This is a genomic window from Amycolatopsis sp. NPDC049691, assembly GCF_040675005.1.
GTDB lineage: Bacteria > Actinomycetota > Actinomycetes > Mycobacteriales > Pseudonocardiaceae > Amycolatopsis.
On sequence record NZ_JBFANX010000017.1, the window covers coordinates 22,383 to 34,832 of the forward strand.

A 12,450-nucleotide genomic window follows, 5' to 3' on the forward strand; every position below is an offset into this window, starting at 1 on the left:
GACCGGGGCCATCACCTCCGAAGGCATCCGGAACCAGTTGGGCAGGCCTCCGGTCGACCCGCTGACCGTTTTCGTCCGCGAGACCGTACAGAACTCGTGGGACGCCCGGCTGCGCACCGGTCCGGTGACCTACCGGCTCGAAATCACCACCGTCGCCGCCGCGCAACGCCCGGTGTGGGAACGCATGCTGTCGCCCACCGCCCAGGTCGAACGCCATCTCGGCGTGGGACGGGTCTTGCGCGAGCCCCCCGTGCGGATTCTGACGGTGTCCGACCGGGGCACCGCCGGACTGGGCGGCCCGACCCGGGCCGACGAGCTCACGGACGGTCGGCGCGACTGGATCTCGTTCGTGCTCAACGTCGGCGAGAAGCGGGACACCGACCAGGGCGGCGGCACCTACGGGTACGGCAAAGCCGTTCTCTACCGGCTGTCGAAGGTGGGCACGGTGCTCGTCTACACACGAACGTCCGACAGCTCGGGTCGGAAGGTCTCGCGGCTGATCGGCATCGCCTTGGGGGCGTCGTTCGAGCTGCGGGAGCACATCGACCCCCGGCCGTACACCGGCAGGCACTGGTGGGGACACGTGGACGACGAACACGTCGAGCCGTTGACGGACGACGAGGCGGACCAGACCGCCCGCAGCCTCGGTCTTCCGGTTTTCGCTTCGACGGAGACCGGGACGACTCTGGTGGTCGTCGCTCCGGACTTGGACGAATTCGAGGACACCGCTTCGGCAGGCCACCACCTCGCCGAGACCATCGCCTGGCACACCTGGCCGCTGATGCTGGACGAACGCGGCAGCGACCGGCTGGTCCCGCAGGTGCGGGTGGAGGGACGCGACCTTCCCGTGCCCGATCCGGCGGCCACCTACCCGCTCAGCCTCTTCGTCAAGGCGTACCGCAGCGCGCGGAAGCCGGATGCCGAGATTCTCCAGTGCGGCAACCCCAAAAAGGACCTGGGCAGGTTCTCGCTCGAAAAGAAGCGGGTCCTGCCGATGGAGAAGAACGGCGGTACCAAGGCCGCCGCCTACGCCGGTGTACCCGACGACCCGCACCACGTGTGCCTCATGCGCTCGCCGGAGCTCGTCGTCAGGTACCTCGAGGGGCCGGAGACCTTCTCCACGAACGTCGCCTACGCCGGGGTCTTCCGGGCGTTGGACGAGCTCGACGAGGTCTACTCGGCCGCCGAGCCGCCGACCCACGACAACTGGGTGCACGAGCAACTGCAAGGCAACGACAAGAGGTACATCCGGACGACCTTCACCCGGATCAAGGAGCGCTTGGCGGACTTCAAACGACCGGAAGCGCTGCCGCACACGGACTCCGGGCTGCCGCTCGGCTCCGCGAGCAGGTTCCTCGGTGGCTTGATCGCGGCGGCTTACGCGGAGGAGACGACGCCGTCGGGTCGGCCGGGCGGTTCCGGAACCGGCGGCAAGCCGCCAGGGGCCAACCCGCCTGGACGACGTCCCAGGTCTCGCGGTCCGGTCACCGTGATCGGCGAACCCGTGTTGGAAGAACTCGACGGCGAACCGATGATCTTCCAGCGGGTCACCGTCGACGGGACCGGCCCGGTGGCCCTCACCGCCAAGCTGACGGTGCTGACCGTCGACGGGCGGGAGGACGAGGCTCCGGTCGGGGCCGTCCAGCCCTCGGTGCGCTCGTGGCGTACGCCGGCGGGGGAATTCGAGTCGGACACGTGCTTCGTCCTGGCACCCGCCGAGGTCGAGCTGCGTGTCCGCAGCGTCCCGGACACGCTGGTCGACGTGGCCGTCGAGGGCCTGCTGGTCGAGGAGGCCTCGTGAGCGTCGTCCACCCGTACCGCAGGCCCGCCGACGATGTCGTCCGCGCCACACCCTGGACGCTCGCGGGTGAGCTGACCGAGCTCTCCGACGACCTCCCGGACTGGGACTACGACACGGTGTTGCCCCTCCGACGGACCCTGGTCGTGGACGGCGCACGGGCACGCAAGGAAGCCGGGTTGGAGGACGACGCCGGCCTGGCCGTCTCGGTCCGCTGGACGGCGTCGGGTTCGCTCCTGCGCGGTCGCGCTTGGCAGGAACAGGTCCCGCCGACCGACGGCGTGGAGCTCGCGGTGGAGTTCGACCTGCCCGGTCGCGATCTGGGCGGCACACTGACGCTGGACTTCGTCCTGGTCCTCACCGACCCGGGCAGTACGACGTCGAGGATCGCGCCCCGGCGACCGGGCAGCGTGCTGTGGGCGGACCGGCGCGACATCCGCCTCCGCGGAGACGCGACCCAGTTCCCGATCGTCGTGACCGACTTCGCCGAGGTCGGTTACCCATCGGACGCACCGTGGATGTTGGACGTCAACGGTGGGCTGGAAGACGCGGCATTGGGTTCGCTGTTGCTGCTCGTCAACGAAAAGCGAAAAAGCGTCGTCGACGTGGTGACAGGTCGAGCGGCAGGCGATCCGGCGCGAAGCGCGGCCGTGCTGTCGATGCTGCGTTCGGAGACACTTCGCGGCCTCGTCGAGCGGGCGGTGGTCGACGAAGCGTTCGACGTTTCCGCCGAGTACCCCACGGGCTCGACGGGAGCCGTCCTGCAAGCGGTCCTCAGACAACACTTCGACGACGACCTCGAGTCTCTTCGACGGGAGCACACCCAGGAACCGGCGTACTTCGCCGCCCGGATCCAGGCCGCGGCCGGCCTGCTCAAAGAGGAAACATGAGCGTTCTCTACCCACGCCTGCTCAGTCGAGTGGCACGTGAGCTTCACGACGAATACGTCGGGTTGGAAGTCGAGCAGCTGCAGCAGAGAGCCGCGCTTCGCCATCCCTCGACGATCTTCACGGCGACGGGTGGGATGCGCGTCCACCCCGACCAGCTCCGCGCCCTCCGGGATGCCGTACTTGCCGAGGCCGCCGAGGCGAACTACCCCTACGCGGGGACCCGGGACGGACGCGCGGAGTTCGACCTGCGCGTTGCCCGGCTCCTCCACGAACGCACCGGCCTCGTGCCGGCGGAAGCGGCGGTGCGGTCGACCTGGTCGTTCCTGGCTCTCGTTCTCCTGCCCGACGTCGCCTACTGGCGGTACCCCAGGGCCCCGGGCGACCGGGTGCTCGACACGGACATCACCCGGCACGTGTTCGGCAGGCTCTGGTGGCGTGCGCACCTGCTCGAGGAGCCGAACGCCGTCGGAGATCGGTATGCGTTGATCGGGGCGTTCGGCGAAGCCGCGTTCGACCAGATCTTCTCGCGCCGACGCTCTCTCGGCGGCAGCAGGACTCTGATCCGTGCCCTCGCGCGGACGTGGCCGCGGCTGGGGCTCGCGCCGAAAGACGAGCGAGCCGTGCTGCGGGAAGTGCTCAAGCGGTTGCGGCGCCTCGGGGCCGTCGTCGACTTCGAGGCACTGGACGACGGGCAACTCGCTCGGCAGGTCGCCGAAGTAGCCGACGAAGCGGTGGCGGCCCTCCGACTGCAGCCCTGAGATGAGACGTAGAACACCACCAATGCGAACAACCCGGTGACTTGGCAAGTCACCGGGTTGTCGGTTGTACGTGGCGGGTGAGGGATTCGAACCCCCGTAGGCGTAAGCCAACTGGTTTACAGCCAGTCCCCTTTGGCCACTCGGGTAACCCGCCATGGCCGGTCCTACCGGCCGGAGAGAAGCTTACCCAAGGGCTCCCGGCGGGGGTCAACCGGGATACCCGGGGCTAGGCTGGGTGGCCCCTGACAAGCGAGTACGAGGTGTGAGGACACGTGGCGGATCCCTCTTTCGACGTCGTGAGCAAGGTCGACCGCCAGGAGGTGGACAACGCGCTCAACCAGGCGAGCAAGGAGCTGGGCACGCGCTTCGACTTCCGCGGCACGGGCACGACGATCAACTGGTCCGGCGAGGAGGCGATCGCGATCGAGTCCGAGACCGAGGAGCGCGCCCTGGCCGCGGTCGAGGTGTTCAAGGAGAAGCTGATCAAGCGCAACATCTCGCTGAAGGCGTTCGAGGCCGGCGAGCCGGCGCTGTCGGGCAAGATCTACAAGATCTCGGGCAAGATCCTGCAGGGCATCGCATCGGACAAGGCGAAGCAGATCGCGAAGTTCATCCGCGACGAGGGCCCGAAGGGTGTGCAGGCCCAGATCCAGGGCGACCAGCTGCGGGTGTCGGGCAAGAAGAAGGACCAGCTGCAGGACGTGATCGCGTTGCTGAAGGGCAAGGACTTCGAGATCGCGCTGCAGTTCACCAACTACCGGTGACGCCGTCGCGGGCACCCGGGCGCCGGGTGCCCGCTCAGGACGGGGTCACCGTCCAGCTTGCCTCGTAGCCCTCGACCTTCAGGTACGTCGGCCCCCGGACCTCCCGGTCCACGTCCACGTCGCCGATCTCGTTGACCAGCAGATCGTGCAGATCCTCCGACCGGACCCACAACGCCACATTGCCCCGGGTCTTCGCCGTGAACTTCACGTGCGTAACCCCCTCCGGGATGCGCAGGACCGCGTCACCCTTGCCGGACGCCGTCGCGCCCGCCGCTGCCACCAGCACGCTTCGGTAGTCCGCGATCGTCGCCGTCCATGCCGCGTCCGCGTGGACCGTCACCTTTGTTGTCGGGCGGTCCGGTTCCGTGTTCAGCCACGTCGTGCCCTTGTACTTGCCGATCGCGTTGACCAGGCTGAATTCACCGCCGTCCGTGTCGACCATCACGTTGGCCGAGCACTTCGGGCACTCGAACGTGAAGAAGCCCAGCTGGTCCGCCGGCCACGTCGTCGCGAACTCGCCGTCGCCCTTGCCCGTGTGCGTCTCCGTCGGCACGTCCTTCAGCACCGGCGCCGCCGAAGTCGTGGGCGCGGGCGCCGGCACCGGCGTGGACGACACGATCGTGCCGTACCCCGTCGTCGACCCGCACGCGGACGCCAGGAGCAGCACCGACAGCACAGCCAGCCGAAGTTTCATGAGTGATTCCCCCTCGCAACTACCCCACGTTACCGGTCACCCGAAGGGGGAAGGCAAACCCCTCGAACGCGCGAATGCGCCGTGTGACTGTCCACGAAGGACCCGATCGCCGTGCTGTAATCGCGCGGTCACCGCGTGGAGAGGGTCAGGATGCGCCGCTTGCTCGCCTTCGTGCTGTCACTCACCGTGATCGGCGCGACACTGACGCCCGCGAGCGCCGCCGAGCGCAAGCTGCTCCTGCCCGGTCTCGGTTCCTACGCCCGGCTGATCCGGCTCGACTACTCGATCTTCGGCCGCGGGCGCATCATCGCCTCGCTGACCAGCGAAGACGCCGGCGGCAAGTTCACGCCCATCATGGAGAGCACCGACGAGGGCGAGACCTTCCACCAGATCGGTGCCATCCACGACCCCGACGGCCGGTACGGCATGTGCTGCGGCACGATCTACGAGCTGCCGCAGCGGGTCGGCCGGCTCCGCGCCGGCACCCTGCTCTGGGCCGCCTCCTACCGGCAGGACGCCGGGGCGCAGCGCCGCGTCGGGATCAAGATCTGGGCCAGCCCGGACGGCGGCCGCTCGTGGCGGTTCCTGTCCGAGGCCGCCCGGTCGCACAACATCGACGGCATCTGGGAGCCCGAGTTCACCGTCGACGCCGGCGGCACGCTCTGGCTCCACTTCGCCGACGAAACCCAGGCCCCGAAGTACGCCCAGGTCCTCAACCGCGTCGCCTCGACCGACGGCGTGACGTGGGGCACCAAGCAGCTCACCCTGGCCATCCCGCCGGACCGGGTCCGGCCCGGCATGCCGATCATCCGCCGGCTGCCCGACGGCCGGTACTACTTCGCCTACGAGATCTGCAACTTCCGCGACCGCTACTGCGACCCGTACTTCAAGATCTCCCCCGACGGCGCCAACTGGGGCAGCCCCACCGATCCCGGCACCCGCGTGAACACCGCGAACGGCAACTACTTCCAGCACGCGCAGACGATCACGCTCTTCCCCGGCGGCCCGAACGGCGTGCGGATCGTCATGGTCGGCCAGATCTACACCAACGCGAAGGGCCAGCCACAGCCCGGCAACGGCCAGGTCCTGCTGGCCAACGACAACTTCGGCGACGGCAACTGGTACGAACTGCCCGCGCCGGTGCACATCACGGGCATCTACAACAACTTCTGCCCCAACTACTCCTCGACGCTGCTGCCGGTCGACGACGGCCGGAACGTGCTGGAGATCGCCACCGAGTACAACTCCGGCTGCAAGGCCTACTTCGGCAAGGGACCGGCCTTCTAGCGCCGGGCCCGGCCCGTAGGGTGGGGCCCGGCGCCGGATCCGAGGAGGCAGTTCATGAAGGGCATCGTGCTGGCCGGAGGCAGCGGGACACGCCTGCACCCGATCACCCAGGCGGTGTCGAAGCAGCTGCTGCCGGTCTACGACAAACCGATGGTCTACTACCCGATCTCGGTCCTCATGCTGGCCGGGATCCGCGAGATCCTCGTCATCTCCACCCCCGCCGACCTGCCGATGTTCCGCAAGCTGCTCGGCAACGGCGACCAGTTCGGCGTCTCGTTCTCCTACGCCGAGCAGCCCAGCCCGAACGGCCTCGCCGAGGCCTTCGTGATCGGCGCGGACTTCATCGGTGACGACGACGTGGCGCTCGTCCTCGGCGACAACATCTTCTACGGCCAGGGCTTCTCCGGCCGGCTGCAGACGGCCGTGCGCGAGCTCGACGGCTGCGTCCTGTTCGGCTACCCCGTGAAGGACCCCGAGCGCTACGGCGTCGGCGAGGTCGACGCGGCGGGCAAGCTGCTGACCATCGAGGAGAAGCCCGCCAAGCCGCGGTCCAACAAGGCGATCACCGGGCTGTACTTCTACGACAACCAGGTCGTCGACATCGCCCGCGCGCTCACGCCGTCGGCGCGCGGCGAGCTGGAGATCACCGACGTCAACCTGACCTACGTGCGCCAGGACCGGGCGTCGCTGGTCGACCTCGGCCGCGGCTTCGCGTGGCTCGACACCGGGACGCACGACTCGCTGCTCGAAGCCGGCCAGTTCGTGCAGGTGCTGGAGCACCGCACCGGCGTGCGCATCGCGTGCCTCGAGGAGATCGCGCTGCGGATGGGCTTCATCGACGCCGACGAGTGCTACGCGCTGGGCGCGAAGCTGGCGAAGTCCGGCTACGGCGACTACGTCAAGGCAGTCGCCGTAGCGGCGGGCGCTTCGGCCTAGAAGAGCTGCTCGCGCAGCGTCGGGCCGGTGTACTCGGTCCGGAACACCCCGCGGTCCTGCAGCACCGGCACGACCTTCTCGACGAACTCGTCGAGCCCGGTCGGCGTCAGGTGCGGCACCAGGACGAACCCGTCGGCCGCGTCGGACTGGACGTATTCGTCGATCGTCGCGGCGACCGTCGAGGGCGTGCCGACGAACTGCTGCCGCGCGGTGACCTCGATCACCAGCTCGCGGATCGAGAGCTTCTTCTCCTCCGCGATCGCCCGCCACTTGCGCGCCACCTGGAAAGGATCCTTCTCGTGCCGGACGCGGCCCCAGGTCAGCGGCTCGGCGTCCGGGTCCGGGTCGATCTCCGGCAGCGGGCCGTCGACGTCGTAGTCCGACAGGTCGCGGCTCCACACCTGCTCCAGGAACTGGATCGCGGTGGCCGGCCGGACCTGCTGGAGCCGGATCTCGCGCGCGTGCTCCTCGGCTTCGGCGTCGGTGTCACCGAGGACGAACGTCGCCGCCGGCATGATCAGCAGCTCGCCGTGCTCGCGGCCGTACGCGGCCAGCCGCCGCTTGACGTCGTGGAAGAACGCCTGGCCGTCCTCGAGGGTGCCGTGGCGGCTGAAGATGACGTCGGCGGCCTTCGCGGCGAACTCGCGGCCTTCGTCGGAGTCGCCGGCCTGGATGATGATCGGCTGCCCCTGCGGCGTGCGCGGCAGCGTGAACTCGCCGTGGATGTCGAACTGCGGTCCACTGTGGACGAACTTGCCGGGGTCGCGGGCGAAGACGCCGTTCTCCTTGTCCCCCACCAGGGTTCCGGGCTGCCAGCTGTCCCACAGCTCGCGCACGGTCGCGAGGAACTCCTCGGCGCGCGCGTACCGGTCCTCGCGCTTGAGGAAACCGCCACGGCGGAAGTTCTTCCCGGTCCACGCGTCCGGCGACGTCACGACGTTCCACGCCGCGCGCCCGCCCGAGAGGTGGTCGATGCTCGCGACCTGGCGGGCGACCTCGTAGGGCTCGTTGAACGTCGAGGACAGCGTCCCGGCCAGGCCGAGGTGCGTCGTGACGGCCGAGAGCGCGGCCAGCACGGTGGTCGTGTTGGGCCGGCCGACGACGTCGGAGTCGAGGATCTTGCCCGCGTGCTCGCGCAGCCGCAGCCCTTCGGCGAGGAAGAGGAAGTCGAACTTGCCGCGTTCGGCGGTGCGGGCGAGGTGTTCGAAGGACGCGAAGTCGATCTGGCTGCCCGACGCCGGGTCGCTCCACACCGTGGTGTTGTTGACGCCGGGGAAGTGCGCGGCCAGCTTGATCTGCTTGGTCATCTCACGCTCCCGGGGTGACGGCGTAGGCGTTGACGGCCCGGCCGAGGCCGAGGTGGTCGCGCAGGGTCGCGCCGCGGTAGCCGTCCCGGAACACCCCGGCCGCGCGCAGCAGCGGGACGACTTCGCCGGCGAGCAGGTCGAGGTCGTCGGGCAGGACGGCGGGCCGCAGGTGGAAGCCGGCGACGCCGGTCTCGGCGGCCCAGCGGGGCAGCTCGGCGGCCAGCTGCGCGGGGGTGCCGGCGAAGGACAGGCCGGCGGGCTCGAACGGCGTCCGCGCGTCCAGCTCGTGCTGCCGGTCGCGGGCACCCTGCTCGGTCTCGGCGAGCACGATCGACACCGTGGCCAGCACCTTCGCGCCGGGGAACCGGACGACCGCGGCGCGCACCGCGTCGAGGTGGTCCGCGCAGGTGATGACCACGTCGGCGCCGACGGCGTGCGGCGAATCGCCGTAAACCACGGTCACCGGGTGGCCCTGCGGCGGCCGCGGCGTGATCGACGGGCCCTTCACGCTGAAGAAGCGGCCCTCGAAGTCGACGTAGTGCAGCTTGTCCCGGTCGATGAAGCGGCCGGTGGCGGCGTCGCGGACGATCGCGTCGTCCTCCCAGCTGTCCCAGAGCCGGCTGATGACGTCGAGGACCTCGCTCGTCTCGGCCTCGCCGTCCGCCGGCGACGGGGCCGGCCGGCGGCCGAAGTGCGCGGCCTCGGCGTCGGTCAGCGACGGCACCGCGAGGACGCCGGCGCGGCCGCGGCTGGCGTAGTCGAGGGTCGCGACCGACGTCGAGACGTGGAACGGCTCGGTGTGGGTGGTGGTGACCGTCGGGACCAGGCCGATCCGGCTGGTCGCCGGCGCGACGGCGGACAGCGTGAGCAGCGCGTCGAGGCGCCCGCGCACGACCTCCTCGCCGCCGGGCTGCAGGGCCAGGGAGTCGTCGAGGGTCACGAAGTCGAGCGATGCGGCTTCGGCGAGCTTCGCGTACTTCAGGTAGTGACCGGAGGTGAACAGCGCGGCGGGCTCGACCGCGGAGACACGCCACGCGGCCGGGTGGTACCCGGCGCCGTCGATGGCGACGCCCAGGTGCAGCTGTGCGGAAACCATGACTGCGCCAACCTCGCCGCCGAGACCGGGATTCCCGCTCCCACCAGCTGGGATCAGAAGGTCCTGCGCGCCATTTCCTCGAGCCGCGCGATGCGGTCGGCGATCGGCGGGTGCGTCGAGAACAGCTTGCTCAGGCCCTCGCCCGGGCGGAACGGGTTCGCGATCATCAGGTGCGACTGCGACACCAGCTGCGGCTCGGCGACCAGGGGCCGCGCGCGCGTCCCGGCCTCCAGCTTCCGCAGCGCCGAGGCCAGGCCCAGCGGGTCGCCGGTCAGCTCGGCCCCGGACGCGTCGGCCTGGTATTCCCGCGACCGGCTGACCCCCATCCGGATGACGGCGGCCGCGATCGGGCCGACGAAGACCAGCATCAGGCTGACCAGCGGGCTGCCGTCGCGGTTGTTGCCGCCGAAGAACAGCGCGATGTTCGCGAGCACGCTGATCACGCTGGCCAGCGCGCCGGCGACGCACGAGATGAGGATGTCGCGGTTGTAGACGTGGGACAGCTCGTGGCCGAGCACGGCCCGCAGCTCCCGCTCGTCGAGCAGGTCGAGGATGCCGGTGGTGCAGCAGACGGCGGCGTGCCGCGGGTTGCGGCCGGTCGCGAACGCGTTCGGCGCGACGGTCGGGCTCAGGTAGAGCTGCGGCATCGGCTGGCGGGCGACCTGCGCGAGCTCCCGCACGATCCGGTACATCGCGGGCTGCTCGACCTCGGACACCGGCCGCGCCCGCATCGCGCGCAGCGCCAGCTTGTCGGAGTTGAAGTAGGCGTAGGCGTTCATCCCCAGCGCGATGACCAGGCCGATGACCAGCGCGCCGCGGCCGAACAGGCCGCTGATCGCGATGATGATCGCCGACAGCAGGCCGAGCAGCACCGCCGTCTTCAGTCCGTTTTGGTGCCCGTGCACGCGCGCTCGCCTCCGTCCGCTCTGGAAGTGGGTTACCCAGTGGAAACAACGCGATCGGGGGACGCGAAGTTCCTTCACGTGATGATGGCGCGGGTTAGGCTCGGGAGGCGAGTTGATCACGAGCGGAGGCGCCGATGCGAGGTCGCCCGATAGGCCGGAGGGCACTGTTCGCCCTGGTCACGGCCGGTGCCGCCGCGGTGACCCGGCCCGGGGTGGCGCGGGCGCAGGACGTCCGGTCGATCGACCTCGGCGGGTCCCCGGCCGCGGTCGCGGTGAACCCCGTCACCGGGCTCGCGTACGTCACGGATCCCGAGGCCGGGACGGTGTCGGTGCTCGACCCGCGCGGAGCCTCGGTGGGTGCGGTGCTCGACGTCGGCGGCGCGCCCGGTGACGTCGCCGTCGACCCCAAGGTCAACCGGGTCTACGTCGCGAACCCGCCGGCCGGGACCGTCGTGGTGCTCGACGGCCGCACCCACGACCTGGTGAGCGTGATCGGCGCGGGGGCGGGCGCGTCCGCGCTGGCCGTGGACGAGCAGGCCAACCGCGTCTACGCGGCCAGCGGCACCACCGGCACGCTCGCCGTGCTCGACGGCATCAGCTGCACCCTGTCCGCGCTCGTGCCGGGTCCCCAGCCGAGCTTCGCCGGGATCGCCGTCGACGCCGGCCGCAAGCTCGCCTACTGCGCCAGCACCGGCACGGACTCGGTCGAGGTGTTCTCGATCGACAGCGGGAAGTTCGTCGCGAGCGTGAAAGTCGGCGCCCGGCCGACCGCCGTCGCCGTGCACGCCGGGAGCGGCACGGTGTACGTGGCCAACTCCGGCATCCACCACATGTCCATTGTGGACGCGGTGACGCACACCGAGCGCAAGACCGTGTTGCTGCGCAGCGAAGCGTCTTCGCTCACCGTGCACCAGGGCACGAACACCGTCTACACCAACGGCGGCCAGAACGGGTTGAGCCGCGTCGACGGCGGGAGCGGGACGCTGACCGGCGAGCTGTCGCTGGGCGTCAACCCCGGCGACGTCGCGGTCGACCAGCGCACGCGCACGGTGTTCGTCACGGACCCGCTCCACGGCCGGGTCTTCCTCGTCCGGGACTTCTGAGCTGGGGCAACTCCAGGTATACGGTCGGAAGGTATGAAACTCGGACTGCAGATCCCCGACTTCACCTGGCCGAACGGGGCGTCCGCGCTGGGCGCCGACCTGGCTGCCGTCGTCCGCACCGCCGACAGCGCGGGCTTCGACTCCATCGCCGTGATGGACCACTTCTTCCAGATCGGCGGGGTCGGCCCCGTCGAAAACGACATGCTCGAGGCGTACACGACCCTCGGTTTCATCGCCGCGCACACTTCGCGGGCGAAGCTCCTCACGGTCGTCACGGGTGTGCTGTACCGGCACCCGGGCCTGCTGGCCAAGGCGATCACGACGCTGGACGTGCTGTCGGGCGGCCGCGCGATCCTCGGCATCGGCGCGGGCTGGAACGAGGACGAGTCCCGCGGCCTCGGCTTCCCGTTCCCACCGGTCGCGGAGCGCTTCGAGCTGCTGGAGGAGAACCTCCAGTACGTGCTCCAGATGTGGGCCGATGGCGACGAACCGTTCAAGAGCAAGCACTTCGACGCGACCCGGCTGCTGAACGTCCCGCAGGCGCTGTCGGACCCACGCCCGCCGATCATGATCGGCGGCGGCGGCGAGAAGAAGACGCTGCGGCTGGTGGCCAAGTACGCCGACCAGTGCAACCTGTTCAACGGCCCCGAACTGGAGCACAAGCTCGAGGTGCTCAAGCAGCACTGCGAAAACGAGGGCCGCGACTACGACTCGATCACCAAGACCGTCTACCACATCCTGGACATCGGCGAGGACGGCTCGAAGTCCGGCGAGCTGCTGAAGGAACTGGAGCGGCTGCACGGGCTGGGCATCGACGTGGCGCTGGGCATGGTCCCGCACGTCCACAACCCGGCGGTGCTGGAGAAGTTCGGCACCGACGTCATCCCGGCCGCCGAGCAGATCTGAGCCGCG

General features: G+C 69.9%; 12 protein-coding genes and 1 tRNA gene. 8 read left to right on the top strand and 5 right to left on the bottom strand.

Annotated elements, in window-relative coordinates; all coding sequences use genetic code 11:
- Positions 1-37 precede the first annotated feature (37 nt).
- From AB0J40_RS32450 to AB0J40_RS32460, 3 genes are read left to right on the top strand one after another with little or no spacing between them, the layout of a single operon-like run.
- The gene (locus AB0J40_RS32450; protein WP_364460589.1) at positions 38-1,801 is read left to right on the top strand and encodes a hypothetical protein; all 1,764 of its coding nucleotides are present in this window, start codon (positions 38-40) and stop codon (positions 1,799-1,801) included.
- Positions 1,798-2,688, top strand: a complete 891-nt coding sequence (locus tag AB0J40_RS32455; RefSeq protein ID WP_364460592.1) for a hypothetical protein — start codon at positions 1,798-1,800, stop codon at positions 2,686-2,688. The genes AB0J40_RS32450 and AB0J40_RS32455 overlap by 4 nt, the downstream gene beginning before the upstream one ends.
- A gap of 29 nt (positions 2,689-2,717) precedes the next feature.
- A complete protein-coding gene (locus AB0J40_RS32460) occupies positions 2,718-3,446 on the top strand; it encodes a DUF6339 family protein (RefSeq protein ID WP_364460595.1) in 729 nt (242 codons plus the stop codon).
- Positions 3,447-3,517: 71 nt separating this feature from the next.
- Here AB0J40_RS32460 and AB0J40_RS32465 read toward each other — a convergent pair.
- Positions 3,518-3,600 (bottom strand) — tRNA-Tyr (locus AB0J40_RS32465).
- Between the two features lie 118 nt (positions 3,601-3,718).
- Here AB0J40_RS32465 and AB0J40_RS32470 point away from each other — a divergent pair.
- Positions 3,719-4,210 carry a YajQ family cyclic di-GMP-binding protein gene (locus AB0J40_RS32470; RefSeq protein ID WP_364460598.1) on the top strand — a complete coding sequence of 164 codons (492 nt, stop codon included), beginning with the start codon at positions 3,719-3,721 and terminating at the stop codon, positions 4,208-4,210.
- A gap of 34 nt (positions 4,211-4,244) precedes the next feature.
- On the opposite strand, the gene AB0J40_RS32475 is transcribed toward AB0J40_RS32470, so the two are convergent.
- On the bottom strand, positions 4,245-4,904 hold the full coding sequence (locus tag AB0J40_RS32475; RefSeq protein ID WP_364460601.1) for a hypothetical protein: 660 nt from the start codon (positions 4,902-4,904) through the stop codon (positions 4,245-4,247).
- Positions 4,905-5,054: 150 nt separating this feature from the next.
- On the opposite strand from AB0J40_RS32475, the gene AB0J40_RS32480 reads away from it, so the two are divergent.
- Positions 5,055-6,191: a sialidase family protein gene (locus AB0J40_RS32480; protein ID WP_364460604.1), complete on the top strand. Its 1,137-nt coding sequence runs from the start codon at positions 5,055-5,057 to the stop codon at positions 6,189-6,191.
- Between the two features lie 54 nt (positions 6,192-6,245).
- Positions 6,246-7,127: a glucose-1-phosphate thymidylyltransferase RfbA gene (gene rfbA, locus AB0J40_RS32485; RefSeq protein WP_364460607.1), complete on the top strand. Its 882-nt coding sequence runs from the start codon at positions 6,246-6,248 to the stop codon at positions 7,125-7,127.
- Here the strand turns inward: rfbA and AB0J40_RS32490 are convergent.
- Genes AB0J40_RS32490 through htpX form a run of 3 tightly spaced genes read right to left on the bottom strand, consistent with a single transcriptional unit; the run spans position 7,124 to position 10,435 of the window.
- Positions 7,124-8,434, bottom strand: coding sequence for an NtaA/DmoA family FMN-dependent monooxygenase (locus AB0J40_RS32490; RefSeq protein WP_364460610.1), 1,311 nt, complete (start codon positions 8,432-8,434; stop codon positions 7,124-7,126). The genes rfbA and AB0J40_RS32490 overlap by 4 nt on opposite strands.
- 1 nt (position 8,435) lies before the next feature.
- Positions 8,436-9,530, bottom strand: coding sequence for an LLM class flavin-dependent oxidoreductase (locus tag AB0J40_RS32495; RefSeq protein WP_364460612.1), 1,095 nt, complete (start codon positions 9,528-9,530; stop codon positions 8,436-8,438).
- Between the two features lie 53 nt (positions 9,531-9,583).
- Positions 9,584-10,435 (bottom strand): zinc metalloprotease HtpX, encoded by an 852-nt coding sequence (htpX, locus tag AB0J40_RS32500; RefSeq protein WP_364460615.1) that lies wholly within the window; start codon positions 10,433-10,435, stop codon positions 9,584-9,586.
- 134 nt (positions 10,436-10,569) lie between these two features.
- Here htpX and AB0J40_RS32505 point away from each other — a divergent pair, with 134 nt between their 5' ends.
- Entirely contained in the window at positions 10,570-11,538 is a 969-nt protein-coding gene (locus AB0J40_RS32505; protein ID WP_364460617.1) for a YncE family protein, read from the top strand.
- A 33-nt stretch (positions 11,539-11,571) separates the two neighbouring features.
- On the top strand, positions 11,572-12,444 hold the full coding sequence (locus tag AB0J40_RS32510) for an LLM class F420-dependent oxidoreductase (protein ID WP_364460620.1): 873 nt from the start codon (positions 11,572-11,574) through the stop codon (positions 12,442-12,444).
- Positions 12,445-12,450 lie beyond the last annotated feature (6 nt).

Bases quoted from the DNA above. Each gene is read 5' to 3' on its own strand.
- AB0J40_RS32475 (WP_364460601.1), bottom strand. From the start codon at position 4,904: ATGAAACTTCGGCTGGCTGTGCTGTCGGTGCTGCTCCTGGCGTCCGCG.
- AB0J40_RS32480 (WP_364460604.1), top strand. From the start codon at position 5,055: ATGCGCCGCTTGCTCGCCTTCGTGCTGTCACTCACCGTGATCGGCGCG.
- rfbA (WP_364460607.1), top strand. From the start codon at position 6,246: ATGAAGGGCATCGTGCTGGCCGGAGGCAGCGGGACACGCCTGCACCCG.
- AB0J40_RS32490 (WP_364460610.1), bottom strand. From the start codon at position 8,434: ATGACCAAGCAGATCAAGCTGGCCGCGCACTTCCCCGGCGTCAACAAC.
- AB0J40_RS32495 (WP_364460612.1), bottom strand. From the start codon at position 9,530: ATGGTTTCCGCACAGCTGCACCTGGGCGTCGCCATCGACGGCGCCGGG.
- AB0J40_RS32505 (WP_364460617.1), top strand. From the start codon at position 10,570: ATGCGAGGTCGCCCGATAGGCCGGAGGGCACTGTTCGCCCTGGTCACG.
- AB0J40_RS32510 (WP_364460620.1), top strand. From the start codon at position 11,572: ATGAAACTCGGACTGCAGATCCCCGACTTCACCTGGCCGAACGGGGCG.